Origin of the sequence: uncultured Dysgonomonas sp., assembly GCF_900079725.1 — a bacterium.
Classification (GTDB): domain Bacteria; phylum Bacteroidota; class Bacteroidia; order Bacteroidales; family Dysgonomonadaceae; genus Dysgonomonas.
This window is the reverse complement of sequence record NZ_LT599032.1, coordinates 3,146,133-3,170,565: the sequence shown is the minus strand read 5'-3', so window position 1 is coordinate 3,170,565 and position 24,433 is coordinate 3,146,133. Positions and strand designations below refer to the sequence as shown.

Annotated in this window: 25 protein-coding genes and 1 riboswitch; of the genes, 6 read left to right on the top strand and 19 right to left on the bottom strand. The window is 41.0% G+C overall.

From position 1 onward, the window contains the following. Positions 1-48 precede the first annotated feature (48 nt). From QZL88_RS13335 to thiM, 5 genes are all read right to left on the bottom strand, one after another. On the bottom strand, positions 49-1,311 hold the full coding sequence (locus tag QZL88_RS13335; protein WP_296941881.1) for a PLP-dependent transferase: 1,263 nt from the start codon (positions 1,309-1,311) through the stop codon (positions 49-51). A gap of 110 nt (positions 1,312-1,421) precedes the next feature. Beyond that, complete coding sequence (thiD, locus tag QZL88_RS13330) at positions 1,422-2,231, bottom strand: bifunctional hydroxymethylpyrimidine kinase/phosphomethylpyrimidine kinase (protein ID WP_296941879.1); 810 nt, start codon at positions 2,229-2,231, stop codon at positions 1,422-1,424. An 83-nt stretch (positions 2,232-2,314) separates the two neighbouring features. Then, a complete protein-coding gene (gene tenA, locus QZL88_RS13325; protein ID WP_296941876.1) occupies positions 2,315-2,968 on the bottom strand; it encodes a thiaminase II in 654 nt (217 codons plus the stop codon). Between the two features lie 2 nt (positions 2,969-2,970). Next, positions 2,971-3,609, bottom strand: a complete 639-nt coding sequence (gene thiE / locus QZL88_RS13320; protein ID WP_296941875.1) for a thiamine phosphate synthase — start codon at positions 3,607-3,609, stop codon at positions 2,971-2,973. Between the two features lie 10 nt (positions 3,610-3,619). After that, on the bottom strand, positions 3,620-4,411 hold the full coding sequence (thiM, locus tag QZL88_RS13315) for a hydroxyethylthiazole kinase (protein ID WP_296941873.1): 792 nt from the start codon (positions 4,409-4,411) through the stop codon (positions 3,620-3,622). 80 nt (positions 4,412-4,491) lie between these two features. Continuing rightward, a riboswitch (TPP riboswitch) is annotated at positions 4,492-4,591 on the bottom strand. 835 nt (positions 4,592-5,426) lie between these two features. On the opposite strand from thiM, the gene clpB reads away from it, so the two are divergent. Beyond that, a complete protein-coding gene (clpB, locus tag QZL88_RS13310) occupies positions 5,427-8,018 on the top strand; it encodes an ATP-dependent chaperone ClpB (protein ID WP_296941872.1) in 2,592 nt (863 codons plus the stop codon). A 179-nt stretch (positions 8,019-8,197) separates the two neighbouring features. After that, positions 8,198-10,132 (top strand): S9 family peptidase, encoded by a 1,935-nt coding sequence (locus QZL88_RS13305; RefSeq protein WP_296941869.1) that lies wholly within the window; start codon positions 8,198-8,200, stop codon positions 10,130-10,132. Positions 10,133-10,200: 68 nt separating this feature from the next. Here QZL88_RS13305 and QZL88_RS13300 read toward each other — a convergent pair whose 3' ends face one another. The 5 genes from QZL88_RS13300 to QZL88_RS13280 form a co-directional block, all read right to left on the bottom strand. Beyond that, a complete protein-coding gene (locus tag QZL88_RS13300) occupies positions 10,201-10,425 on the bottom strand; it encodes a hypothetical protein (RefSeq protein ID WP_291107116.1) in 225 nt (74 codons plus the stop codon). 27 nt (positions 10,426-10,452) lie between these two features. Continuing rightward, positions 10,453-10,701, bottom strand: a complete 249-nt coding sequence (locus tag QZL88_RS13295; RefSeq protein WP_291107119.1) for a GlsB/YeaQ/YmgE family stress response membrane protein — start codon at positions 10,699-10,701, stop codon at positions 10,453-10,455. Positions 10,702-10,902: 201 nt separating this feature from the next. Beyond that, positions 10,903-11,577, bottom strand: a complete 675-nt coding sequence (locus tag QZL88_RS13290; protein WP_006800175.1) for an OmpA family protein — start codon at positions 11,575-11,577, stop codon at positions 10,903-10,905. Between the two features lie 53 nt (positions 11,578-11,630). Next, complete coding sequence (locus QZL88_RS13285) at positions 11,631-11,960, bottom strand: hypothetical protein (RefSeq protein WP_296941865.1); 330 nt, start codon at positions 11,958-11,960, stop codon at positions 11,631-11,633. A gap of 145 nt (positions 11,961-12,105) precedes the next feature. Further along, positions 12,106-12,762 carry a rhomboid family intramembrane serine protease gene (locus tag QZL88_RS13280; protein ID WP_296941863.1) on the bottom strand — a complete coding sequence of 219 codons (657 nt, stop codon included), beginning with the start codon at positions 12,760-12,762 and terminating at the stop codon, positions 12,106-12,108. 157 nt (positions 12,763-12,919) lie between these two features. Between QZL88_RS13280 and QZL88_RS13275 the strand changes: the two genes are divergently transcribed. The 4 genes from QZL88_RS13275 (at position 12,920) to QZL88_RS13260 (ending at position 18,937) form a co-directional block, all read left to right on the top strand. After that, positions 12,920-14,161 carry a carboxypeptidase-like regulatory domain-containing protein gene (locus QZL88_RS13275; RefSeq protein ID WP_296941861.1) on the top strand — a complete coding sequence of 414 codons (1,242 nt, stop codon included), beginning with the start codon at positions 12,920-12,922 and terminating at the stop codon, positions 14,159-14,161. 1,019 nt (positions 14,162-15,180) lie between these two features. Beyond that, positions 15,181-15,330 (top strand): hypothetical protein, encoded by a 150-nt coding sequence (locus tag QZL88_RS13270; RefSeq protein WP_006800180.1) that lies wholly within the window; start codon positions 15,181-15,183, stop codon positions 15,328-15,330. Between the two features lie 1,002 nt (positions 15,331-16,332). Further along, the gene (locus tag QZL88_RS13265; RefSeq protein ID WP_296941859.1) at positions 16,333-16,677 is read left to right on the top strand and encodes a hypothetical protein; all 345 of its coding nucleotides are present in this window, start codon (positions 16,333-16,335) and stop codon (positions 16,675-16,677) included. Between the two features lie 283 nt (positions 16,678-16,960). Continuing rightward, on the top strand, positions 16,961-18,937 hold the full coding sequence (locus tag QZL88_RS13260) for a KUP/HAK/KT family potassium transporter (protein WP_296941857.1): 1,977 nt from the start codon (positions 16,961-16,963) through the stop codon (positions 18,935-18,937). Here QZL88_RS13260 and QZL88_RS13255 read toward each other — a convergent pair. The 9 genes from QZL88_RS13255 to QZL88_RS13215 form a co-directional block, all read right to left on the bottom strand. After that, positions 18,926-19,993 carry a M20 family metallo-hydrolase gene (locus tag QZL88_RS13255; RefSeq protein ID WP_296941855.1) on the bottom strand — a complete coding sequence of 356 codons (1,068 nt, stop codon included), beginning with the start codon at positions 19,991-19,993 and terminating at the stop codon, positions 18,926-18,928. The genes QZL88_RS13260 and QZL88_RS13255 overlap by 12 nt on opposite strands. 8 nt (positions 19,994-20,001) lie before the next feature. Then, positions 20,002-20,373 (bottom strand): DUF1801 domain-containing protein, encoded by a 372-nt coding sequence (locus tag QZL88_RS13250; protein ID WP_296941852.1) that lies wholly within the window; start codon positions 20,371-20,373, stop codon positions 20,002-20,004. Positions 20,374-20,381: 8 nt separating this feature from the next. Beyond that, positions 20,382-20,939 carry a hypothetical protein gene (locus tag QZL88_RS13245; protein WP_296941850.1) on the bottom strand — a complete coding sequence of 186 codons (558 nt, stop codon included), beginning with the start codon at positions 20,937-20,939 and terminating at the stop codon, positions 20,382-20,384. A 29-nt stretch (positions 20,940-20,968) separates the two neighbouring features. Further along, entirely contained in the window at positions 20,969-21,640 is a 672-nt protein-coding gene (locus tag QZL88_RS13240; RefSeq protein WP_296941848.1) for a 2-C-methyl-D-erythritol 4-phosphate cytidylyltransferase, read from the bottom strand. Then, complete coding sequence (gene xseB, locus QZL88_RS13235) at positions 21,637-21,834, bottom strand: exodeoxyribonuclease VII small subunit (protein WP_296941846.1); 198 nt, start codon at positions 21,832-21,834, stop codon at positions 21,637-21,639. The genes QZL88_RS13240 and xseB (QZL88_RS13235) overlap by 4 nt, the downstream gene beginning before the upstream one ends. A 19-nt stretch (positions 21,835-21,853) precedes the next feature. Beyond that, complete coding sequence (locus QZL88_RS13230; protein WP_296945079.1) at positions 21,854-22,402, bottom strand: WG repeat-containing protein; 549 nt, start codon at positions 22,400-22,402, stop codon at positions 21,854-21,856. A gap of 69 nt (positions 22,403-22,471) precedes the next feature. Beyond that, the gene (locus tag QZL88_RS13225; RefSeq protein WP_296941848.1) at positions 22,472-23,143 is read right to left on the bottom strand and encodes a 2-C-methyl-D-erythritol 4-phosphate cytidylyltransferase; all 672 of its coding nucleotides are present in this window, start codon (positions 23,141-23,143) and stop codon (positions 22,472-22,474) included. Continuing rightward, positions 23,140-23,337 (bottom strand): exodeoxyribonuclease VII small subunit, encoded by a 198-nt coding sequence (gene xseB / locus QZL88_RS13220; protein WP_296941846.1) that lies wholly within the window; start codon positions 23,335-23,337, stop codon positions 23,140-23,142. Before xseB (QZL88_RS13220) ends, QZL88_RS13225 begins: the two co-directional genes overlap by 4 nt. A 19-nt stretch (positions 23,338-23,356) precedes the next feature. Next, positions 23,357-24,409 carry a WG repeat-containing protein gene (locus QZL88_RS13215; protein WP_296941843.1) on the bottom strand — a complete coding sequence of 351 codons (1,053 nt, stop codon included), beginning with the start codon at positions 24,407-24,409 and terminating at the stop codon, positions 23,357-23,359. Positions 24,410-24,433: the final 24 nt, after the last annotated feature.

Here is a 24,433-nt window from a genome sequence, read left to right as displayed (position 1 = left end):
TTATTTTGATTATACTGCCCCACCCAAAGCATCTGATACGATTGGATATTAATTCAAATCATTCAGTGCCTGTATTATATCAGCCTGCAAATCTGAAACGTCTTCCAATCCGACAGATAAACGCATCAGATTATCTTCTATTCCCATCACTACTTTCAGTTCAGGTGAAAATGTCCCATAGATTGTGGACTCGGGATGGATTATCAATGTTTTATTATCAAACAAGTTTGTTGCACGACGGATAACCTGTAGTCGGTCCATAAATTTATAGCATGTTTCTTTGCTCTCCAGGCTGAAAGTGAGCATAGCGCCGGGATTACCACGAAATAGTGTATCCGATATTTTTTTATAAGGAGAGCTTTCCAATTTCGGATAACCCACTTTTACAACTTCTTTCCGGCCAGCAAGGAATTGTGCCAGCTCGTACGCTGAAGCAGACATTCTTTCGTAACGCAACTGCAACGATTCCATTCCCAACGCCTGCAAGTAGGAAGCCTCGGGATCCATAGCCGCACCTATATTACGTGCAATCTCACGTTTCAGTTTGAATGAAAATCGCGAAATTCCGTCTTGATGGGCGACTATAGCCAATCGCTTATTCTGTGCCCAATTGAAAGTACCATAGTCGAGAATAGCACCACCAATTGTAGTTGCACCGCCTGATATATATTTCGTAGTCGATACCACTTCGATATCCACTCCGGCTTTGCGGGCATCGAAACCACACCACGGAATGATAGTAGTATCTACAATCATCGGCACATTACGCACCTTCAACACCTTCGATATTTCGGGCAGATCGGCTATTTCCAAATGGGGGTTTGTTATCAGTTCGCAGAAGAAAGCACAGGTATTTTCATCAATCGCCGATGCTATTTCTTCAATATTATCTGTATTCACAAAACGCACTTCAACCCCGAAAGCCGCAAGCGTAAACTTAAACAACGAAAAAGTATTTCCAAACAGATGCGGAGAAGTCACAATATTACTTCCGACATAAGCTATTGTAAGAAATGTATTGGATATAGCTGCCATACCGGAAGCTACCACCATTACATTTTCAGCACCGGATGCTGCCTTTATTTTACGTTCAAAATTCTCAACCGAAGGGTTCGTTATCCGGGTATAGGTATGAGATGCCACCTCCTCTTTATACTGAAATGCGGCGGCAATACTTTCCGAATCGGAAAATTCGAAGGCTGCATTACGGTATATAGGCATTGCTATAGCACCGTGTACATCCTGTTTATTAAACTTTTCGCTGATAATGCGGGTAGAAAATTTCTTACTTTGAGAGTCGTCTTGAGCCATCAGTTTATGACATTTGAAAATTAAAGCTCAAAGGTAAAAAAGACTTATGGAATATTCATTACAATGTGATGAAATATAATCCTAAATACCATAAATATGGCAGACACTCTCTATTCCCAGAAATTAAAGAAATGATGTACAGGCCCGTGCCCCTTACCTATTTCATAATCGGCTCCGGCCTCAATAGCCTTGCTCATATACTCTTTTGCTTGCCTAATAGCATCGTTGAGAGGAAGCCCGTGAGCCAAAAATGCGGCTATGGCAGAAGAGAATGTACAACCCGTCCCATGCGTATTCTTTGTATGGATACGTTGCGAACTCAGTTCTATTATTTCATTGGTCTCGGCGTTGTAGAATACATCGGTCAGTTTGTCCTCGGTCAGGTGGCCGGCCTTCAGCAATACGGACACTTTATTCCCAAACGAAAGGTCTTTAATAACTTTTGGCAACTCCTCCTGACTTCGGATCTTTTTGCCCAACAATATCTCGGCTTCGGGAATATTCGGGGTTATAACCCTGACAAAAGGGATGAGCTCGCTTTTCAATGTTTCAATCGCCTCATCCTGTAGGAGTTTATCGCCGGATGTGGCAACCATTACAGGGTCGAGGACAATATTTTTTATATCGTATCGTGATAATGTTTCCTTCACGGCCAATATGAGCTCCGAAGAATGGAGCATCCCGATCTTTATCGCATCGGCGCCGATATCATCCAACACAGATTTTATCTGTCCCGACACAAACGGAACGGGGATAGGATGCACATCCGTTACACCTATTGTATTTTCATCTACTACGGCCACAATGACCGTTGCTCCGTAGCAACCGCAGGCCGAAAAAGTTTTCAGGTCGGCCTGTATCCCTGCTCCCCCGCTGGGATCACTTCCCGCAATGGTAAGTGCTGTTTTATAGTGTTTCATATTTTAATTGAAAGTTGAAAGTTGAGAATTGAAAACGGAATATGATAACTTTCAATTTTCCATCCTCAACTTTCCATTATATGTTATACCGCCCATTTCTCCAATCGCCATGCGCTATCCCAGAATATCCATTCCATTCTGGAACACATGACATATGCATCGGTCATTGCTTGCCGTTGCTCCGGAGTACATCTATGCGCAAGTTCGTCGCAAATGGAAATAGCTGTTTTTACAGATTGTTCGAATGCTTCCCCGCCATATGTATTTATCCATTCCTGATAAGGGTTTTCACCTTTTACCTGATGTTCGAGGATATAATCTCCCACCTCTTTGTAAATCCAGAAGCAAGGCAATACAGCCGCAGCAATTACCTCCACAGGAGCGCTTGCCAGTTGCCTCAAAAGAAATGAAGTATATAATAAACAACCCGGAGATGGTTCAGGTTTCGAAATAGAAGCTATTTTACTGACGAAGCTTTCGTGTAACGCCTTTTCTACAGCTATACTATCTCCGGCAAAGTGGATAAAAGCCTCTATATGTTCAGGGTTACTGAGCTTTGAAGCTATTCCGGTCAATACCTTGCCATATTCGGCAAGATATAGGGCATCCTGCTGAATGTAGAAGATGAATTTTTCCCTGTCGAGTGTACCATCTATCAATCCCTGAATAAAGGGTTGCTCCAATATTTTATTGTATATGGGTTTTGCTGCATTCCATGCCTGTTCACTCCATTTCATAGCTATCTATTTTTTGATTTGTTTATGGTTTCTTTTAGCTGACGAGCAGATCGCTGCGGATCAGAAGCCGACATAATAGCCGACACTACCGATATACCATCTGCACCTGCCTGTATTATATCCTGCGCATTCGTCAGGTTGATACCTCCTATTCCCACACTGGGATGTCCGGATATGCGGGTTATTTCACGTATTCCTTCCAAACCCAAAGCTGGCGCTGTGTCTGTTTTAGTCTGTGTACCGAATACAGGCGAAATGCCTATATAGTCTACATCGAGATTATTAGCATCTATCGCATCTTGAATACTTTCAACAGAAAGGCCAATAATCTTATCCTTACCAAGTAGCTTGCGGGCAACTGCGTAGGGCATATCACTTTGTCCGACATGTAAGCCTTCGGCATCGCAAGCCAATGCTATATCGAGCCTGTCATTTATTATAAGAGGTACATTGTAAGATTTCAGTATGGATTTCAATCTCATCGCCAGGTTATAAAAATCGAGCGTAGAAGCATCCTTTTCCCTCAGTTGTACCATCGTCACCCCACCTCTCACGGCTTCCTCAACAGCCGTCTCCAACGGCCGCCCCAGTGAAAGCGAACGGTCGGTAACCAGATAGAGGCTCAAATCGAATGTCGCCATCCTATTTTGTTTACTTTATATTATCCTTTATTACCGCTTCATCCAGATTGTAAAGCTCGTCCAGAAAATTAACTTGTAAACTTCCGTTTCCGGAAGACTTACGGGCGGCAATTTCTCCGGCAATACCCATAACAGCCATACCATGTGTAGCAGCTTCGAGCATATCGCCATTGACTGCAGCAAAGGCCCCAACAACCGCCGTAGCAGTACAGCCCATCCCCGTTACGCGTGCCATCATCGGATTGCCATTCTCTACGGTGCGCGTATCCTCACCGTCAGTTATATAATCGGTCTGCCCACTGACAACAACGACTGCACCTGTTTCCTTAGCCAAAGCTTTTGCTGAATCGAGAGCAGAATCGGAAGAGTCGGTACTATCGACACCTTTAGTCTGTACATTCGCATTCCATAAGGCAATTATTTCGGACGCATTCCCCCGAATAATGGAAGGTTTACATTGTTCGATAATCTGTTTACACACTTTCGTCCTGTATGTGGTTGCCCCTGCCCCTACCGGATCAAAAACGATCGGAGTATTTTTAGCCAGAGCGGTTTTACCCGCTATTAGCATAGCTTCCACCCACTGAGGCTCAAGAGTTCCGATATTTATTACTAATGCAGATGCTATACTCGCCATTTCGGCGACTTCTTCGAGCGAATGCGCCATAACAGGGGATGCCCCAACAGCCAGTAAGCCGTTAGCTGTATTGTTCATCACTACATAATTTGTGATGTTATGAATCAACGCGGATTTGCTTCTGACAGCATTTAAATCCCTTACTAAATTTTGAATATCAATCATATCCGGATAATATTAAATATAAAAAGCCGCTTCGAATAGTACGAAACGGCTTATAGATATATGTTTGTTATAACTAAAAATCTAAAATACGACCGTTTTCCTACGATGCCCATTACAGCACATCAGGTTCAAGGGTTTAATCTCAGCTCTTTCCGAAAAAGAACACCCCTAACAGTGACATGCAAACTTAACGAAATTATTGGAGAAACAAGTCGTATTTTGAAAGAAGTTTATCTATATAATCAGAGCTGATAGCCTTTAGCTGTTAGCTTATAGCTCTTTGATGTATTTACAGACCCCTCCATTGGCTTCGCTTCGTTCTGCCGATTTTGACTCCGTCGATTTGCAATTCAATTCTCCCCTCGGGGCAGGGCTGTTAAGTTCTCTTCTTTGTTCTGTTATTTTCTGCTGTCATTGGCTCCGCTTCGCTCTGCCGAACGTTGTTTCTGAGTGGAACGAAGGATCTCGACCCTGAGAAACGAGATGTTTCACTCCGTTCAACATGACACAGAGGGTATGAAAAATTAGAACTTAACAGCCCTGCCCCGAAGTGAGGCTACAGAGAGGGTAAAAGCTAATTGTTAATTGATCTTTGTGTTACCTTTACATACGCTTCGCTCCTGTGACCGTTGGTTGTTACCTTTTGGAAAAGGCTATAGGGGCGGAATATCTTCCGCCCGAAATAGAAAAAGGTCTGCGGGCGGAAAATATTCCGCCCCTACAAAAGAATGCAGAACCTGTTACCTTTGTTACCTTTTGCGCCTTTGCATCTTTGCGAGCGTTATCTCTCATCCCTGATTAAGACGAAGTTACGGAGGATTTTCAAAAAAGCAACAGGATAAAAAACATGTAAAAAGTGTCAAGTTTGTCAAGTTTTTAAATCGCCATTTGCGTAAGACTAAAAACGACGAACAATATGACATTTTGTCAAAAATATCAACTTGGCAAATATTTTGAACAACAAATACTAAACAACAGTTTTATTAAATATAAGCAAACAAAAAAAACTAAACATATGAATTTCAATAATTTTACAATCAAATCTCAGGAGGCGATACAAAAAGCCATTGAGATCACAAAAGACAAAGGCCAACAGTCTATAGAACCGGCTCACATCCTCATGGGAGTCATCATGACCGGAGAAAATGTCGTAAATTTCCTCTTTCAGAAACTGGGGGCTAATCCCGGTCATTTAACAAATGTATTGAGTAAAGAGGTTGATTCTTTCCCGAAAGTTTCGGGAGGAGGCGAAGCATTTCTCAGCCGCGAAAGTAATGCTGCACTGGAAAAAGCTGCTGAATATGCAAAGAAGATGGGTGACCAGTATGTTTCCCTCGAGCATATATTATTAGGTGTATTATCAGGCAAAAGCACGGCGGCACAGATGCTCAAGGATGCAGGCGTATCCGAAAAAGGATTGCAACTGGCAATCAATGAACTACGTAAAGGAACGAATGTAACCAGCCAGACAGCCGAAGACACTTACCAGTCTTTGGAGAAGTATGCTATAAACCTGACTCAAAGAGCCAAAGACGGAAAGCTGGATCCTGTTATCGGCCGCGATGACGAGATACGCCGGGTATTGCAGATACTTAGCCGCCGTACGAAAAACAATCCCATACTGATAGGTGAACCGGGTACGGGTAAAACCGCTATTGCAGAGGGGCTTGCGCATCGTATTGTACGCGGCGATGTTCCCGAGAACTTGAAAAGCAAACAGATTTACTCACTGGATATGGGAGCACTGATTGCAGGGGCTAAATATAAAGGTGAATTCGAAGAACGACTGAAATCTGTAGTGAACGAAGTTACCAAGTCGGAAGGGGAGATTATCTTATTTATCGACGAGATACATACATTGGTAGGCGCAGGTAAAAGTGAGGGAGCCATGGATGCTGCCAATATCTTAAAGCCGGCGTTGGCAAGAGGAGAGTTACGTTCGATAGGTGCTACTACACTTGACGAATATCAGAAATATTTTGAAAAGGACAAGGCTTTGGAACGCCGTTTTCAGACTGTAATGGTAGATGAACCGAGCGAGGCCGATGCAATCTCTATCCTGCGGGGACTGAAAGAAAAATATGAAAACCACCATAAGGTGCGTATCAAAGACGAGGCTATTATTGCTGCCGTGCAACTGTCGAGCCGTTATATATCCGACCGCTTTTTGCCTGACAAGGCTATTGACCTGATGGACGAGGCTGCGGCAAAACTGCGTATGGAAGTGGATTCCGTACCGGAAGAACTGGACGAGAAGAGCCGCCGGATCAAACAACTCGAAATCGAACGTGAAGCTATACGCCGCGAGAATGACAAGTTGAAGGAACAAGAGCTATCGAAAGAAATAAGCAGGCTGAAAGATGAGGAGAAAGACCTGAAAGCCAAGTGGCAATCGGAAAGAGAAGTCATCAATAAGATTCAGCAGAACAAGATAGAAATAGAGGACACCAAATTCGAAGCGGAAAAAGCCGAGCGCGAAGGCGATTATGGAAAAGTTGCCGAACTACGTTATGGTAAATTGAAAGAATTGGAAGATGGTATTGGTAAATTGCAAGGACAACTGCATGAAATGCAGGGAAATCAGGCAATGATAAAAGAAGAAGTAGATTCATACGATATTGCTGATGTGGTTTCCCGCTGGACAGGCATCCCTGTGAACAAGATGCTGCAAAGCGAACGGGAAAAATTACTGAATCTCGAAGTAGAATTGCACAGGCGTGTTGTGGGGCAGGATGAAGCTATTTCTGCCGTATCAAATGCTATACGCCGTAGCCGTGCAGGACTGCAAGACCCTAAACGACCTATCGGTTCGTTTATATTTCTGGGTACAACAGGTGTGGGTAAGACCGAACTGGCGAAAGCACTCGCCGAATTCCTGTTCGATGACGAGAATATGATGACCCGTATCGACATGAGCGAGTATCAGGAAAAATTCAGTGCTACCCGGCTTATCGGGGCACCTCCGGGATATGTCGGTTATGACGAAGGGGGACAATTGACAGAAGCTATCCGCCGTAAGCCGTATTCGGTAGTCTTATTCGATGAAATAGAGAAGGCGCATCCTGATGTTTTCAATATCTTATTGCAGGTATTAGACGACGGACGACTGACCGACAATAAGGGTCGCGTAGTAAACTTTAAGAATACAATCATTATTATGACGTCCAATATGGGCTCTCCCCTGATTCGTGAAAACTTTGCCGGAATAACACCAAAGAACCACGACGAAGTAGTAGAGAAAACCAAACGCGAAGTGTTGGATATGCTAAAAGTGAATATGCGCCCCGAATTTCTGAACCGTATCGATGAGACAGTTATGTTTGAGCCATTAAATCTGGCACAGATAGAACAGGTTGTCCGCATGCAGCTCGAAGGCGTAGTGAAAATGCTGAAAGGCAATGGGGTGAAACTGGAATTTACAGAAGAAGCTATTACCGGAATTGCGCAAATGGGTTACGATCCTGAGTTCGGGGCACGTCCTGTTAAGCGTGTTATACAGCGTACCGTACTGGATACACTATCGAGACAACTGCTTGCCGGAACAGTGGATAAGGAGAATCCCATCATAATAGACATGAAGGATGGGGAGTTGAGTTTTAAGAACTAAAAAGACAGATATGACAAATCCGATTGATTTCTTAATCAACCGGATTTGTCTGTTTTAAGACATCTGGATTACCTACAAAAGGCACTGAAAGAACTTTTTTAAACAAAAAAACTAATCTTGTGATTTTTTAATACATTTGTACGACAAGTACTTATAGTAGTAATATAATCATTTTAACTATGAAAAGGAAATCATTCACATTTAGCATTATCGCTTTATTCTGTTTAACATTTGGGTTAGTTACCTCGTGCAATAAGGCCCCGGTTCCGGCCCCAATATTACCGTTAGAAGATTTTTTCAGAAACCCGGAAAAGGCCTCATACCAGATTTCGCCTGATGGAAAATACTTTTCTTATACTGCTCCATACGAAAAAAGGATGAATATCTATGTGCAGAAAATAGGGCAAGATTCGGCCGTAAGAATTACCTCCGAAACAGAGAGGGATATTGCCGGATATTTGTGGGGTAATAACAATCGCATCCTGTTCCTGAAAGATACCGGAGGTGACGAAAACTATCAGCTTTATGGCGTGAATATAGATGGCAGCAACCCTCTGCCACTCACTGCATTCGAAAAAGTGCGTACTCAAATCATTGATGACCTGCCGGAAATAGACAGCGAGGTTATTATCGGACTAAATAAGCGAAATCCTCAGATCTTCGATCCTTACCGTTTGAATATTGAAACGGGAGAATTGACTATACTTGCTGAAAATCCGGGCAATATCCAAGGATGGATGACCGACCATGATGGCAAATTACGCGTTGCCCTTTCGCTTGATGGAGTGAACCAAAGCCTTCTGTACAGAGACAAAGAAGAGGATGCTTTCAAAGTCCTTATAACTACCAGTTTCAAAGAAACGCTCAACCCATATTTCTTTACATCTGACAATCAAAAGCTATACGCAACATCGAATATAGGCAGAGATAAAGATGCATTGATCGTATTCGATTTTCAGACAATGAAAGAAGAAGAGGTACTCTATGAAAACGAGAAATACGATATATCCGGAGCATCATATTCAAACAAAGACAAGAAATTGCAGTTGGTTGCATATCAGGGGCACGATGGTATCAAACGTCATTTCTTTGACGACAAGCTGAAAGGTATATATGATAAAATATCTTCGAAGGTAGCGAACAAGCCGTTTGGGATTAACAGCAAGAACAAGGATGAAAATATGCTTATTGTCCGCACGTACAATGACAAGACACCGGGAGCTTATTATGTCTATGATGTGGAAAAAGACATATTGACACATATCGCTGATATTTACCCGTGGCTGGATGAAAGCAACATGGCAACAATGAACTGCATCACATATAAAACACGTGATGGGCTGGAAATAGAAGGATACCTGACACTTCCGAAGGGATATACGATGGAGACTGCAAAAAATCTGCCTGTAGTAGTTAATCCACACGGAGGGCCTTGGGCGCGAGACGGATGGGGATTCAATCCTGAGATACAGTTTCTCGCAAACAGAGGTTATGCTGTGTTTCAAATGAATTTCCGTGGCTCTACCGGATTTGGCAAGAAGTTCTGGGAAATATCATTTAAGCAATGGGGAAAAACCATGCAGGACGATATAACGGACGGTGTGGAATGGCTCAAAGCAAAAGGAATAGCTAACCCCGACAAGATTGCTATATATGGAGGAAGTTATGGAGGATATGCTACTTTAGCCGGCCTTACATTCACTCCTGACCTCTACACCTGCGGTGTGGACTATGTAGGAGTATCAAACCTGTTTACATTCCTTAATACGATACCTCCATACTGGAAACCAATGCTAGATATGATGTATGAAATGGTGGGAGATCCGAAAAAGGATAGTGTTCTGCTGGCGAGTTCTTCTCCGGTATTTCATGTAGATAAGATAAAAGCTCCGTTATTTATCGCACAGGGAGCAAACGATCCGCGTGTAAATAAAGACGAATCGGACCAGATGGTGGAGGCTCTGAAAAAACGAGGAATAGAAACCGAATACATGGTAAAGGATAATGAAGGTCACGGGTTTCATAACGAGGAAAACAGATTCGATTTCTATCGCGCTATGGAAACATTCTTAGGAGAACACTTGAAAGAGAAACAGGAAGCAGAGAAGAAATAATATCTTCTATATATAATAAGAATGGGTAACAACTAAGTTACCCATTCTTATATTTTCTTATCTGTGTATTATTTGCTCTCTTTTCCGTTATTCAACTCATATTCAACACGGTCTTTGATATATTCCACCTGATTCTTGCCTACATCGGCTACATTTTTCAGGTTTCGTTTTGCTTTGCTGGCAAATTTATTCATATCGTCGCAAAACCCGTCTAATTTACCTTGTTTGTACAGTCTGCTTACTGCATAAATTGCTGCAGCACCCAAAGCTGCTCCTATCAATACTTTCTTCATAATTATTCTATTTATCAATTAGTAATTCTATTCTTTCTTGCGGCTAAACAGGGATATTATCCAAAGCAGTACAATTGCACCGATTGTGGACATTACCAGATTACCTATAATACCATTTACACCCAGGCCGAGCAACGTAAATATCCATCCGCCGAGTAAACCTCCAACAACTCCGACTATAAGGTTAAGGATAAGACCGAAACCACTACCCTTCATTATTTTGCCGGCGATAAATCCGGCCAGAATACCGATTATAATTGACCATATAAATCCCATAATTTCTTATATTTACTTGTTAATATTGTGAAGTTTGAAATCTCCTGTAACCTACTGCTTTTATTAAAGCAGTCATTTATATAACATCCGGAATGTTAAAAAAGTTCGCTATTTCTTCAGCAGACAAAAAATTCAGCTATATAAAAAAATGAAGACTGTTCGTTATGAACAGCCTCCTTATCTATTGTATTTACAAAGCTATTACTTACCTTGTTCAGCGTCTTTGATCATCTTTTCATTAGGAAGGATATAGATCTCAACACGGCGGTTTTGGCTTCTTCCTGCAACAGTACTATTGTCAGCAACAGGCTGAGTAGAACCGAAACCCTGAGATACCATACGGCTACCAGACACTCCTTTAGTTTGAAGGAAGTTATAAACCGATTGTGCTCGCTTTTCAGATAATGGATTATTGATCGCATCAGAACCAGTATTGTCTGTGTGACCGTATATCTGAACATCTGTATCAGGATTGTTGTTCAAAGAAGTTGCAAAGCTTGTCAGTGCACTTTGAGAAGCAGAATTCAGTGTGCTTGAGTTAGTAGCAAACAAGATACCTGATTCGAAAGTAACTTTGATAGCTTGCCCGTCATTGATAGACTCAACCTGAGCACCATTGATCTGTTCCAATTCTTTCTTTTGTTTATCCATTTTGTTTCCGATAACAGCACCTGCAGTACCTCCTACTACAGCTCCGATACCTGCACCCCATGCAGCACCTTTACCTCCACCGATAATGGCTCCGATACCTGCGCCAAGAGCTCCTCCTGCTCCTGCTCCGATACCACCACCTTTTACTGTATCACTAGCTCCACAGCTAGAAAATATAACTGCGCAACTCATAAATATTGCTGCAAGAATTGAAAACTGTTTCATAATTGATAAAATTTTAATTATTATTTGTATACTTTTTGTTTGTGATATTTTCTTTATTCAAATATTCCTATTGAATCGCAATAAGCAAGTTCTCCCTGTATGATAAAGGCTATTTCATCTTCTGAGAAATTATTCACTTTGTCCTTCTTGGTATATTTCAGGACATAGGCGACAATTTCATCTTCATCGATATTTACAACCGATTCTTCATCGGTTTCATCGCTCATAAATCCTTTTTCATCATAGAAGTCATACACAATATCGATGATATAATTTATCTCATCGTTTGTATACTTTCCTTTCATTTCCTGGGGAAGATAGTTCTGTATAAACTTTACTGCATCATCCTCGTCGTACTGTATAAGGTCTTTCTCGTTGCTCATTATTATTGCTTTTTACTTACAAAATATATGTATAATTTAATAACAAAGTAATAAGTGCTATGTTCAATGAACGAAATAGTTTTTACAGACTAAGACATTTTGATTTGTCATTCCGTTTGTGTTAAAAAACATAACAAATGTACAATTATTTCTTTCTTAAAACAAGATATGCCAAAACAATCAAAGGAATTATCATTATTCCGATATATAATGTATGGATCTGAAGTATTACCGGTGCAAAAACTATAGCCAGAATAAGCCCTATAGCAGCACCTCCTAGATGCGCGTCATGTCCTATATTCCCTTGTCTGGTCTGCATACCGTATATGGAATATCCCAGATAGAGTATTCCGAAGATCCATCCTTTCATGGGAAGGATAAACATCACCCCAAGCGTCATATCCGGATATAAAGCTATGGCGGCAAACAAGATGCCTACAACGCCACCCGAAGCACCGATAGCACTATAATAATATTCTTTACGGTGAACCCATAAGGACAATAAGCCTCCTCCTATGATGGATAAGAAATAAATTGTCAAATATTGCCAGATACCCAAAGATTGTATGATTACACCGGAGAAGAAATACAAAGTCATCATATTAAAAATGAGATGCATGTAATCGCCATGCAATGTTGCCGAAGTCAACAGCCTGTCCCACTGTTTCGATTTACCCAATATAGCTCCCACTTCAAATTTATACCTGTCGAAGAAGGCCATATCATTAAACCCCTTTATACTGGTAAGCACAGTAAGCACGATGATAATGATAGGTAGTATATCCGCAATATTGAATGCCATATATCGTCAATTTTTAATAATCAGGACAAAGGTATAAAAAAGAGTATTTAGTTGTTGATTTTGATTCCGAAAGATATAAATTTGATTTTTGTCATATAATATCTCAATAAATATTGTTTAGCGACGTTTATCTGATAACAACCTAAATAGCGAATAGATGAAAAGAGTAATTATATTCCCTCTCTTATTTCTATGTATATATACCCTTGCCCAAACACCTATCAATGGTATTGTTTTGGATAAGGATACCAAAAAGCCTGTTCCGGACGTTATCGTCCAATACGGAGCCTCATCGAAAGAATATGCATATACCAATGCCAGCGGACAGTTTTCTATACCCGGAGACAGCGAGGATATCATCTACTTCCAATGCATTGGTTACAAATCCAGGTCCATATCGAAGTCCGCCCTACGGCAGCAGCCAACTGTTGTCATGGAACTGAATCCGGTCTCCCTCAGTCCGGTTGTTATCAGCCCGTATGATGCAGACATGTTGCTAGAAGAAGTAATGCTCAATACCAAAAAGAATCTGGTTACAGACCACTCCGTTGGATACCTGTTACATTTCCTGCAAACAAAAACTACCGACACACTCCAAAACGAGATATACCTCAAATACACAACCATTCTGGATGAAAAAGTATTAAAGAAATCCTTAAAAAAGGAACGGATACCTTATACATATAATATAGTAGACATCAGACGACTACAAAAATCCGTAACCCCTACCTCCGAACTATATGGAGCTGAATACCATGCCTCGCACCTGCTCTCGTTCGGTAAAAGCATCAATAATGAGACAACAAGAACATATACATCGGACAGCTCTCTTATAATATTGAATATAGAACCTCTGGCCGGAAAAGATGGCTGGGCAAATGGAGAAGTGCGGATCAACAAAAGCGATATGACCATTAAATCGATGGAGATAGAATCCGTAGATTCTATTCTGGCATCGCAACCTGCAAAAAGATATCTGGGAAAGATGGTTCAGGTACTGAGAAAAGTAGGGCGGTTCGAGTTTGCCAAAGCCAGTAATGGCAAATACTATATGAAAGACTGCTATACTTATTATAAATTCAGAGCGGTGAATAAATTTGGAAATGAGGAAGAAATAGTTTATCACTGTGATGTTAACTGTATAGGTACTGTTGACCAGATAAAAATAAAAAAACGGAAATTAAGCGGATACTGTCAGGAGCTGTTTTATTTCCCTGATTCTACTCAGGAGGACTTCTGGTCTTTCAATCAAGAGTCCAATTCTGACTGGAATAATTATGCTTTTACCGGAGAACTCTCTTTAGGCGACAACTCCCCTAAAAAGGCCAGAGGGATACCATATTACCTTGGCAAGTATGCTTTAGTTATTCCATTAGCAGCTCTACTAATCTTTATATAAGCCGATAGATAAAAGGAGAAGAACGAAAAGGTAACACAGAAAACAATTAAGAATGAAAAATTAACAATTAGCTTGTCATTCTGAGCAGAGCATCTCGTATCTTCCTTCAAAAGGTAACAAAAGTAACACTTTTTTCAGTTAACAGTCATCAGTTAACAACTTGTATCTCGTGTCTTGTCTACTCGTATCTCATATAACTTTCAACTCATTACCCACTACTTAAAACTCATCGCCCATCATTTTATTTACGTTTATTAACTATATTTAGTTAAAATCTGACACATCTGACAGTTTTTTTATTGTTTTCATCATGTTGTTTTTGCATCTGTTAACCATATGTGGTTAAAAAGTAACAAAGGTAACAGGTTTTGCATTCTCTTGTAGGGCCGAATTGAAAATCGGCAGAGCCAAATATTTTCTGCCCGCAGACCTTTTTCTATTTCGGGCGGAAGATATTCCGCCCCTACAGCCTTTTCCAAAAGGTAACAACCAACGGTCACAGGAGCGAAGCGTATGTAAAGGTAACACAAAGAGCAATTAACAATTAGCTTTTACCCTCTCTGTAGCCTCCCTTCGGGGCAGGGTTGTTAAGTTCTCTACTTTGTTCTGTTATTTTCTGCTGTCATCCTGAGTGGAACGAAGGATCTCGACCCTGAGAAACGAGATGTTTCACTCCGTTCAACATGACACAGAGGGTATGAAAAATTAGAACTTAACAGCCCTGCCCCGAGGGGAGAATTGAATTGCAAATCGACGGAGTCAAAATCGACAGAGCGAAGCGAAGCCAATGTAGGGGCCATCAACATTTCAAAGAGCTATAAGCTAACAGCTAAAGGCTAATAGCTTACTGTATAGATAAACTTTTTTCAAAAAAAATGACCAATCCGTACTGTTACGTATACCTTTAAATCCTTAATTAAAGAAAAATATACGCGATTTTTAATCAAAATCAGCATTTCGATTGTTTCTATAAGATAAACCATTTAAATTAACATCTGATTTATAAAAACTTGAGGATTATGGAAGATTTTGAACTGAATGATAAAGAAACGAAAGAACTAAAAGCTTTGAAACGAAAAAACAGAAGGCAGAATGCCTTTTGGGTATTAGTTGCCTTGCAGGCAGGGTCGCTGCTGTTATCTTATTATTTGGGTCGATCTCATAAATAACAGCTCTTGAAAAACAACGTGGAGTAAGGCATCATACACTTTTGCCTTACTCCATGTTGTTTGTATCAATCGGCTATTTAAATTGATTGGTGAATTAAACGTTGAATTGTACTATACTTTTTTTCTACGCGGAATTAAAAATTCCTTGTATTCCTTTTGGCCAAAGCCCCAAAAGGAACCAAAAATGCTTTAGCGCCCCGCTTCAAAGGCCGACCCGTAACGGACTAAAAAACGAAACGGAAAAACTCGCACTAAACATTCTAAAATCCGAATTAGCAGATAAGCCCAAACACGTTTCCGTTTTTTTCGTCTTTTAGCCCTCCGGGTACCCCGTCCGTGAAGCTAACGGCGCAAGCTGAAGCGTATTTATTCCAGAAAGAGCTTTGCTCTACTAGGGCGTCAGCAGACGCGCATTAGTTCCCCAGGCGGGGCACCCACACGGAGCAGACGGCGTGGAAAGGGACGGGGCGATAGCCCATTCGTTACTTTCAGCCGGCAAGCCGATTGTGGGTCGCCGAGGGACTTAGCGCTAGCTTTTTGCTTACTTTTGGGCAATGCCAAAAGTGATGACAAGCCCGGGAGGGCGCGGAAGTAGTGAGCTAAAATTTCAAATAATGAACAAAGATGAAAGTTATGCTTAGTATAATTCAACCTTTAAACTCAACTACTGATTCGCATTATTCATTATTTTATAATACTGAAGTCGTCTAGACTTTTATTTTCATATCTTTTTTTCATGCTGACGATAGGAAGCATCTCGTTTCTCGAGAGATTTTTTACTCTGTTCAAAATGACAAAGAGGGTATTTTTTCATAATGTTACCAGATTGAAAAAGTCTAGACAACTTCTTTTTCATTATTCATATTCTCTTTCACAGTATAGATAAAGCTTTCAGAAAAAGATAAAACTTATTTTTGATTAGCCATTATTTGGCTATTATGATCAAAACATTTACCTTACGCAAACATTATTTTTAGAAACCAAAACAATATTTTCAAAACTATGGACAATACACATTACAAGGGAGATTTGTACCCTGATGCACTTCACTTGTTCAAAAAGAAGAAGATAACCAATATGGATAAAATCCGTGAATTATTGGCTTACGACTATCCCGGAAACAACGAAGCTATAGATGACGCCCTGTTCAGGCTGAAAGGCTATCGCAAAAGTGCAGGATTGAGGTCACTGATTATCGGAGCTGTCTTATTACCTATAGGAATTGTAGTAACCTCCTTCGTTTGGGATAAAGGTGGAATAATAGATATGGCCATCATTGGAGCATTGCTTGGAGGCGGTATCGGATTGCTTATACAAGGTGCAAAAGAATATATCACCATGAAATAATATTCTCCTTTATAAATTGAGCCTAAAGCCGGATACACAATATCCGGTTTTTATTTTTTTATCACATTAAAAACAAAAACGTCAGTCCTGATATTAAAACTTTCGTGCTTCAAAACTGTTGATAACTCTGAAGTTTATTTGTCCGTAAAATAGTATGAAGTTCTTAAGTCAGTTGAAAAGAGATGAATAGACAATCTATAGACTGTAAGAAAAATTAACCGTAGATAGTACTTTTATATGGAATAATCTTGTACTTTTGGGGCAATTTTCAATATGAGAATGCATGAAAGAAAATCATAAAGTCCCGTTTAGCGCTCTCGGTGTAACGCTTGCCATCGGTATCGTATTCGGCGACATAGGTACATCCCCGTTGTATGTGATGAGGGCTATACTCAATGCCTTGCCTGCCGGACAACTTACACGTCCCGATTATATTTTGGGCGCTGTGTCCTGTGTCATCTGGACGCTGACTATCCAGACAACCCTTAAATATGTCATCATTACCCTTCGCGCCGATAATAAAGGGGAAGGTGGAATACTCTCACTATATGCCTTGGTGCGGCAGAAATACCGTTGGGCATATGTTCTGGCAGGGCTGGGAGCAGCCACATTGCTTGCCGATGGAATTATTACTCCCGCGATGACCGTAATGTCTGCCGTGGAAGGACTGAATACAATTGCCCCGCATATTCCTGTTATACCCGTCACTATAGCTATAGTTCTCCTACTGTTTCTGGTCCAGCCATTCGGCACAGGCTCTCTGGGCAAATATTTCGGTCCGTTGATGATAGTATGGTTTACGATGATGGCAGTTATGGGTATGAGCCAGCTAGTCACTGACGTCACAGTATTGAGGGCATTCAACCCTATGTATGCGATTAACTTTCTCATTGCCGTTCCCCAGACCATGATTATACTGGGTGCCGTATTTCTTTGTACTACAGGAGCAGAAGCCCTTTATTCCGATTTAGGGCATTGCGGACTGAAGAATATCCGCGTATCGTGGATATATGTGAAGATAGCACTTATAGTCAACTATCTGGGACAAGCAGCATGGATAATTAACAGTCACGGCAAAGTAACTCACGACATCAACCCGTTTTTTGCCATGATGCCCGAATGGTTTAGCCTTATTGGGGTGCTGATGGCTACACTTGCCGCTATTATAGCCAGTCAGGCACTTATCAGCGGTTCGTTCACGGTCATCAGTGAGGCTATCTCCCTTAATATCTGGCCAAATGTAAAAATTCAATATCCGACTAATATAAAAGGACAACTATATATCCCTTCTATCAACCATATGATGATGGTGCTGTGTATCATTATCATTCTTACCATGCAGTCTTCTATGAAACTGGAAGCGGCTTACGGGCTTGCTATTACCTTGAGCATGCTGATGACAAGCGTACTGCTATTCCTTTATTTTATGAAGAATAACAGACCTTTGTGGTTCAGTATTCCGTTGACTTTATTCTTTGTGGTTATTGAATTCAGTTTCTTCCTTGCCAATATGCAGAAGTTTGCCCATGGTGGTTTTGTACCTATCGTTATAGCTGGTATATTATTGCTGTTTATGTACTCATGGTATAACGGACGCAGGATTAAACGCCACTATACAGTTTACGATCAGGTAGACGAACAATATATCAATCAGATTATCCGTATCAGTAAGGATGAAACCGTACCTAAAGCGGCAACTCATTTGGTATATATTGTAAAAGCCAACAACAAGAACTTCCTTGAAAGTAAGATAGCGTACTCTTTATTTAAAGGAACTCCTAAGCGCGCCGATACTTATTGGTTTGTCCGTATCAAGAGGACCGATGAGCCATACGAATTCAGTTATGAAACAACAGTGTATGCGCCAAAAAAGGTATTCCGTATCAATATCAGAGCGGGATTTAAACTGGGTATTCATACCGATAAGTATGTAACACTAATTGCAAATGAGCTGGAGCGCCACGGACTTGTCGATCTTACCACACGTTACCCTTCTATGCAGGAAGGAAATGATAAAAGAGGGGATTTCAAATATATGGTAGTGGACCGTATATTCCGCAACGTGCATATGAATCCGTCGCGTCAGATCGTACTCGCCTGCTATAATCTGGTGAAGAAGCTCACCACTTCCGACACCCAGATGTATGATATAGACCCATCACTGGCTGTAGTGGAAACCGTACCGTTAAGGCAGGTCGATCATACCGAGGAGCAGCTAAAAGAGTTGCTGAAGCAATCGGCGGAAGAATCAGAGTCGTAAACCGTCGAGTAGTTTCACGTATAATTCTATCCCTTCCCGTATCTCACTGAGCAGGATATATTCGTTTGCCGTATGCGAACGGGCCGAATCTCCAGGTCCCATCTTCAGAGTAGGGAACGGCATAAATGTCTGGTCTGATAGGGTAGGTGAGCCATACGGTTCTTTCCCTATCATTATGGCACGTTGAACAAACGGATTTTCCAGTGCGATACGGGATGAATTGAGACGGAACGAACGAGGTTTCACTTCGCATCCGGTCTGCCGGTCTATCAGGTTGAACAGTTCTTCGTTACTATATAATTCATTGCTACGGACATCTACTACAAAATCACACTTGTCGGGAACTACGTTGTGTTGTGTTCCGGCATTGATCATCGATACTGTCATTTTTACAGGACCCAGCAGATCACTGACCTCGGGAAATTGATATGTTCTGAACCACTCTACATCTTTCAACGCTTTGTATATCGCATTTTCTCCTTCGTTACGGGCAGCATGACCTGCTTTTCCGTATGCAGTGCAATCGAGTACCAGAAGTCCTTTCTCTGCAATGGCCGGATTCATTTGTGTAGGCTCTCCCACAATACCGAATTCTATTTTGGGTAGAAGGGATACTATAGCTTCTGCTCCATCCTTTCCCGAAACCTCTTCTTCACACGAGGCCAGGAATATAAGGTTATAATCCTGTTTCTTCGCAGTCAGGATAAAGAATGTATGAAGAAGAGAGACCAAACTAGCTCCGGCATCGTTACTCCCTAGCCCGAATAATGTGTCATCATCCACCTCAGGTGTAAAAGGATCTTTAGTCCATCCCGATACAGGGCGTACGGTATCTATATGCGAATTGAGAAGGATTGTAGGCTTGGCCTCATCAAAGTCTTTCGACTGTATCCAAAGATTATTCCCTTTTCGCTGTGGTTCATAACCTGCTTTACGCATACAAGCTGCTACAACCTCAGCTACATTATGTTCCTCCCTACTGAAAGAAGGTGTTTTTATCATTTCTTTCAATAAGTCTACAGCATTGTAGTATAGCGCGTCGATATCGTGTTCCATAAATGGTTTTATTTCTTGATTTTTATTATTCCGTTTTTGTACAAATTCAATGCATCATTCAATATAAGTTCAATGGTTTCGATTGGCAGATCTTCATTCGGATCGATTCTCAATATCTTCATTCGCGAACGGCTACCCTGCTCCAATTCAGAATGGTTGAGAAGCTTGCCTTCAGCCATTAAAATATAAGGTTCGCCGGTCTTTTTATCCGTCCACAAATAGCAAAACATTTTTTTCTTGTAACAAAAACAGGGCATCTCGTATTTTACAGTCTCCGAAACATCTTTGTCCATATTCAGGATAATGCTACGCAAGGCTAATAAGCAGCTTTTCTGAGGTTCTTTCTTATTCAGGTAATAATTTGAAAGTATATCTATCATGTCATTTCCTATTCGAATAGTTCTGGATATAATTGCTTGGATATACAATGTACCTGATGTGTAATATCCTTATCCATGATCGTACTCCAGTCAAGCGATTCAAATATTTTCTCTAATGCTAAGCAAACCTGAAAATCATCTTCCGACACCTTATATGCTAATCCTGCTTTTGTTCCTGATACCGACAATTCGAAGCTGTTGGGTAATACCCATATATGTACCTTATGATTCAAAATAGAAACATGCTGAGGCTGTTCCAGATCAATAAAATGATTGATCGTAATTCTCAGTTTGTCCAGATCGTCAAAAGAGTAGGAGACTGTAGGGTCAAACGGAATACAACCTTCTTCAATCTTATTAAGTGTTACCCCTATTTCCGCTAGCTTTTTCGCAAGATCTTCTCTATCGGCATATTTGAAGTAGGTACAAAAAGAGTCGCCTTCGCAGTTATGCCCTCCTCTCGAACGCATGTAATGGAAATATTGGAGTTGGTTGCCCCAACGCTTGATATCTTCACGTGTATTATTCTGAAAAATACGGCCTTCCGGTATCTTGTCTAAATTCACAGCCTATTTATTTTAATTAAAAAACAAAACTATTCAACTCTCACGATCAACTCTCCAATCTTCAGATCCAGCGGAGTTGTAATTTTTATATTCGTCACCTCGCCTCTTACCAGATGCACATCTATACCCATGGATTCTACTACTGATGCGTCATCGGTAAATGTATCTTTGAATTCCGTTTCATATGCCTTTTTCAATATATCCGTATGAAAAACCTGTGGAGTTTGCACCAATCGAATTTTGGAACGGTCTATTATCTTGCTCTTTGTACCCTCAGTCATCTCCCGAAGGCTATCCGTTGAATCTATCACCGGGATAACGGCCTGATATTCTTCAGCAGCATCGAAGCACCGTGCAATCATTTCTTTTGAAGCAAAGGGTCTCACTCCGTCCTGTACGGCCACTATACCTCCATTAACCAATCCTAATCCGTTTTTCACCGAATGAAAGCGGGTTTCTCCACCCATCGCAATTGTATGTGGTATCCCGAAATGGTAATTGGCACATAGTTCTTTCCAGTATACCTGATGAGAGTAAGGTAGCACAAGGATAATAACAATATTGCTATCGTAAGCGTGAAAAGCCTCGATAGTACGCATCAAAACCGGTTTACCCCCGATCGGGATAAATTGTTTGGGCAAATCGCTTCCCATACGCAAACCTTTGCCGCCTGCAACGATAATGACACTCTTGCTGCTCATTCTATTTTATCCAGTATTTTTTGTATTTCAACATTAGTCTTCTGTAATTTATCTTTACAGAATTTGATAAGTGTAGCGGCCTTTTTTACCTCCTCGAGAAGCACATCCACATCAAGTTCTTCATTTTCGATGCGGTACATAATGTCTTGCAGCTCCTGCATCGCTTCTCCGTATGTTTGTTCTTTCTTTGCCATATCATTTATTTATTTCATTCTATATCAATGCCCTGATTAGCATAAAGACTAATCCTGCGACAGCGAGAGCCAGAAAACCCATCTTTGCATAATCGAGAATATTATAGCTTCTCTTTAAAGCAATATTGACCTCTCCGTTTTTATCTATAAAATAAGCATTGCGCCCTTTTTGCATGACTAATGCCAGTCCTTCGGAATAGCTGTAAACCGTTTCGAAAGCAAAAGGCACAACCGCCTTATTCTCCTTATTTATAAAACCCCAGACATTTCCCATACGTGCAGCCGCGCGCCCTTCCGAGAAATTACGCAGGTCGTCATATATAAAAGGAACAACTTCACTTCCTTGTTTATCTATACAGCCGTATTTCCCATTTTTTCCTACAGCAAGGAGTTCTTCGGAAAATTCGACAGCCATATCATCATAGATGAAAGGGATAACTTCGTTGCCTGAACTGTCCAATACTCCCCATTTATTCTCTTTCGAAATACAGATAAGACCTTCTTTAAACAGACCGCTGCCTTTGCAATCATACACAAAAGGGATAACCTCATTGCCTGATCGGTCGATATATCCGCCNACGGCCTTCCGGTATCTTGTCTAAATTCACAGCCTATTTATTTTAATTAAAAAACAAAACTATTCAACTCTCACGATCAACTCTCCAATCTTCAGATCCAGCGGAGTTGTAATTTTTATATTCGTCACCTCGCCTCTTACCAGATGCACATCTATACCCATGGATTCTACTACTGATGCGTCATCGGTAAATGTATCTTTGAATTCCGTTTCATATGCCTTTTTCAATATATCCGTATGAAAAACCTGTGGAGTTTGCACCAATCGAATTTTGGAACGGTCTATTATCTTGCTCTTTGTACCCTCAGTCATCTCCCGAAGGCTATCCGTTGAATCTATCACCGGGATAACGGCCTGATATTCTTCAGCAGCATCGAAGCACCGTGCAATCATTTCTTTTGAAGCAAAGGGTCTCACTCCGTCCTGTACGGCCACTATACCTCCATTAACCAATCCTAATCCGTTTTTCACCGAATGAAAGCGGGTTTCTCCACCCATCGCAATTGTATGTGGTATCCCGAAATGGTAATTGGCACATAGTTCTTTCCAGTATACCTGATGAGAGTAAGGTAGCACAAGGATAATAACAATATTGCTATCGTAAGCGTGAAAAGCCTCGATAGTACGCATCAAAACCGGTTTACCCCCGATCGGGATAAATTGTTTGGGCAAATCGCTTCCCATACGCAAACCTTTGCCGCCTGCAACGATAATGACACTCTTGCTGCTCATTCTATTTTATCCAGTATTTTTTGTATTTCAACATTAGTCTTCTGTAATTTATCTTTACAGAATTTGATAAGTGTAGCGGCCTTTTTTACCTCCTCGAGAAGCACATCCACATCAAGTTCTTCATTTTCGATGCGGTACATAATGTCTTGCAGCTCCTGCATCGCTTCTCCGTATGTTTGTTCTTTCTTTGCCATATCATTTATTTATTTCATTCTATATCAATGCCCTGATTAGCATAAAGACTAATCCTGCGACAGCGAGAGCCAGAAAACCCATCTTTGCATAATCGAGAATATTATAGCTTCTCTTTAAAGCAATATTGACCTCTCCGTTTTTATCTATAAAATAAGCATTGCGCCCTTTTTGCATGACTAATGCCAGTCCTTCGGAATAGCTGTAAACCGTTTCGAAAGCAAAAGGCACAACCGCCTTATTCTCCTTATTTATAAAACCCCAGACATTTCCCATACGTGCAGCCGCGCGCCCTTCCGAGAAATTACGCAGGTCGTCATATATAAAAGGAACAACTTCACTTCCTTGTTTATCTATACAGCCGTATTTCCCATTTTTTCCTACAGCAAGGAGTTCTTCGGAAAATTCGACAGCCATATCATCATAGATGAAAGGGATAACTTCGTTGCCTGAACTGTCCAATACTCCCCATTTATTCTCTTTCGAAATACAGATAAGACCTTCTTTAAACAGACCGCTGCCTTTGCAATCATACACAAAAGGGATAACCTCATTGCCTGATCGGTCGATATATCCGCCATGCCCGTCTTTACAGGCATAGGCAAGGCCATTGTTAAAATCCATTACCTCTTCATAGATGCCAAAAGGTATAATTTCGTTGCCCTGCTTGTCTATTACCCCTGCTTTACCATCCTTAAATACACCGCAAAGACCTTCCGAAAACCAGTTTACGCCATCATACAAATATGGGATGACCTGCTTTCCCTGCTTATCTATAAAGCCCCATTTGCCATCTTTGGAAACTCCTGCCAGACCGTCGGCAAAGGCATCGGCATATTCATATTGGATAGGGATAACTGTATTTCCGGCTTTGTCAATGAAGCCGTTTTTTTTGTCTTTCTGGACCATTGCCAGTCCATCGAAATAGCTATATGCCATTTCGTAGACACATGGAACCGCCAGTTCTCCGTATTTATTTATAAATCCTGTACCCGACTTGCGTATTATATGCGCCATTCCGTCCATAAAACTGAAAGCATAAGAATAAGAAATCGGTTTTTTATCTGTGTTCATAGTGTTATTTTAAGAGAGTATAAC

Bases quoted from the DNA above. Each gene is read 5' to 3' on its own strand.
- thiD (WP_296941879.1), bottom strand. From the start codon at position 2,231: ATGAAACACTATAAAACAGCACTTACCATTGCGGGAAGTGATCCCAGC.
- QZL88_RS13225 (WP_296941848.1), bottom strand. From the start codon at position 23,143: ATGAGCAGCAAGAGTGTCATTATCGTTGCAGGCGGCAAAGGTTTGCGT.
- clpB (WP_296941872.1), top strand. From the start codon at position 5,427: ATGAATTTCAATAATTTTACAATCAAATCTCAGGAGGCGATACAAAAA.
- QZL88_RS13335 (WP_296941881.1), bottom strand. From the start codon at position 1,311: ATGGCTCAAGACGACTCTCAAAGTAAGAAATTTTCTACCCGCATTATC.
- tenA (WP_296941876.1), bottom strand. From the start codon at position 2,968: ATGAAATGGAGTGAACAGGCATGGAATGCAGCAAAACCCATATACAAT.
- QZL88_RS13260 (WP_296941857.1), top strand. From the start codon at position 16,961: ATGAAAGAAAATCATAAAGTCCCGTTTAGCGCTCTCGGTGTAACGCTT.
- thiE (WP_296941875.1), bottom strand. From the start codon at position 3,609: ATGGCGACATTCGATTTGAGCCTCTATCTGGTTACCGACCGTTCGCTT.
- QZL88_RS13270 (WP_006800180.1), top strand. From the start codon at position 15,181: ATGGAAGATTTTGAACTGAATGATAAAGAAACGAAAGAACTAAAAGCT.
- xseB (WP_296941846.1), bottom strand. From the start codon at position 23,337: ATGGCAAAGAAAGAACAAACATACGGAGAAGCGATGCAGGAGCTGCAA.
- QZL88_RS13275 (WP_296941861.1), top strand. From the start codon at position 12,920: ATGAAAAGAGTAATTATATTCCCTCTCTTATTTCTATGTATATATACC.
- QZL88_RS13215 (WP_296941843.1), bottom strand. From the start codon at position 24,409: ATGAACACAGATAAAAAACCGATTTCTTATTCTTATGCTTTCAGTTTT.
- QZL88_RS13255 (WP_296941855.1), bottom strand. From the start codon at position 19,993: ATGGAACACGATATCGACGCGCTATACTACAATGCTGTAGACTTATTG.
- QZL88_RS13305 (WP_296941869.1), top strand. From the start codon at position 8,198: ATGAAAAGGAAATCATTCACATTTAGCATTATCGCTTTATTCTGTTTA.
- QZL88_RS13295 (WP_291107119.1), bottom strand. From the start codon at position 10,701: ATGGGATTTATATGGTCAATTATAATCGGTATTCTGGCCGGATTTATC.
- QZL88_RS13290 (WP_006800175.1), bottom strand. From the start codon at position 11,577: ATGAAACAGTTTTCAATTCTTGCAGCAATATTTATGAGTTGCGCAGTT.
- QZL88_RS13265 (WP_296941859.1), top strand. From the start codon at position 16,333: ATGGACAATACACATTACAAGGGAGATTTGTACCCTGATGCACTTCAC.
- xseB (WP_296941846.1), bottom strand. From the start codon at position 21,834: ATGGCAAAGAAAGAACAAACATACGGAGAAGCGATGCAGGAGCTGCAA.
- QZL88_RS13280 (WP_296941863.1), bottom strand. From the start codon at position 12,762: ATGGCATTCAATATTGCGGATATACTACCTATCATTATCATCGTGCTT.
- QZL88_RS13250 (WP_296941852.1), bottom strand. From the start codon at position 20,373: ATGATAGATATACTTTCAAATTATTACCTGAATAAGAAAGAACCTCAG.
- QZL88_RS13300 (WP_291107116.1), bottom strand. From the start codon at position 10,425: ATGAAGAAAGTATTGATAGGAGCAGCTTTGGGTGCTGCAGCAATTTAT.
- thiM (WP_296941873.1), bottom strand. From the start codon at position 4,411: ATGATTGATATTCAAAATTTAGTAAGGGATTTAAATGCTGTCAGAAGC.
- QZL88_RS13285 (WP_296941865.1), bottom strand. From the start codon at position 11,960: ATGAGCAACGAGAAAGACCTTATACAGTACGACGAGGATGATGCAGTA.
- QZL88_RS13240 (WP_296941848.1), bottom strand. From the start codon at position 21,640: ATGAGCAGCAAGAGTGTCATTATCGTTGCAGGCGGCAAAGGTTTGCGT.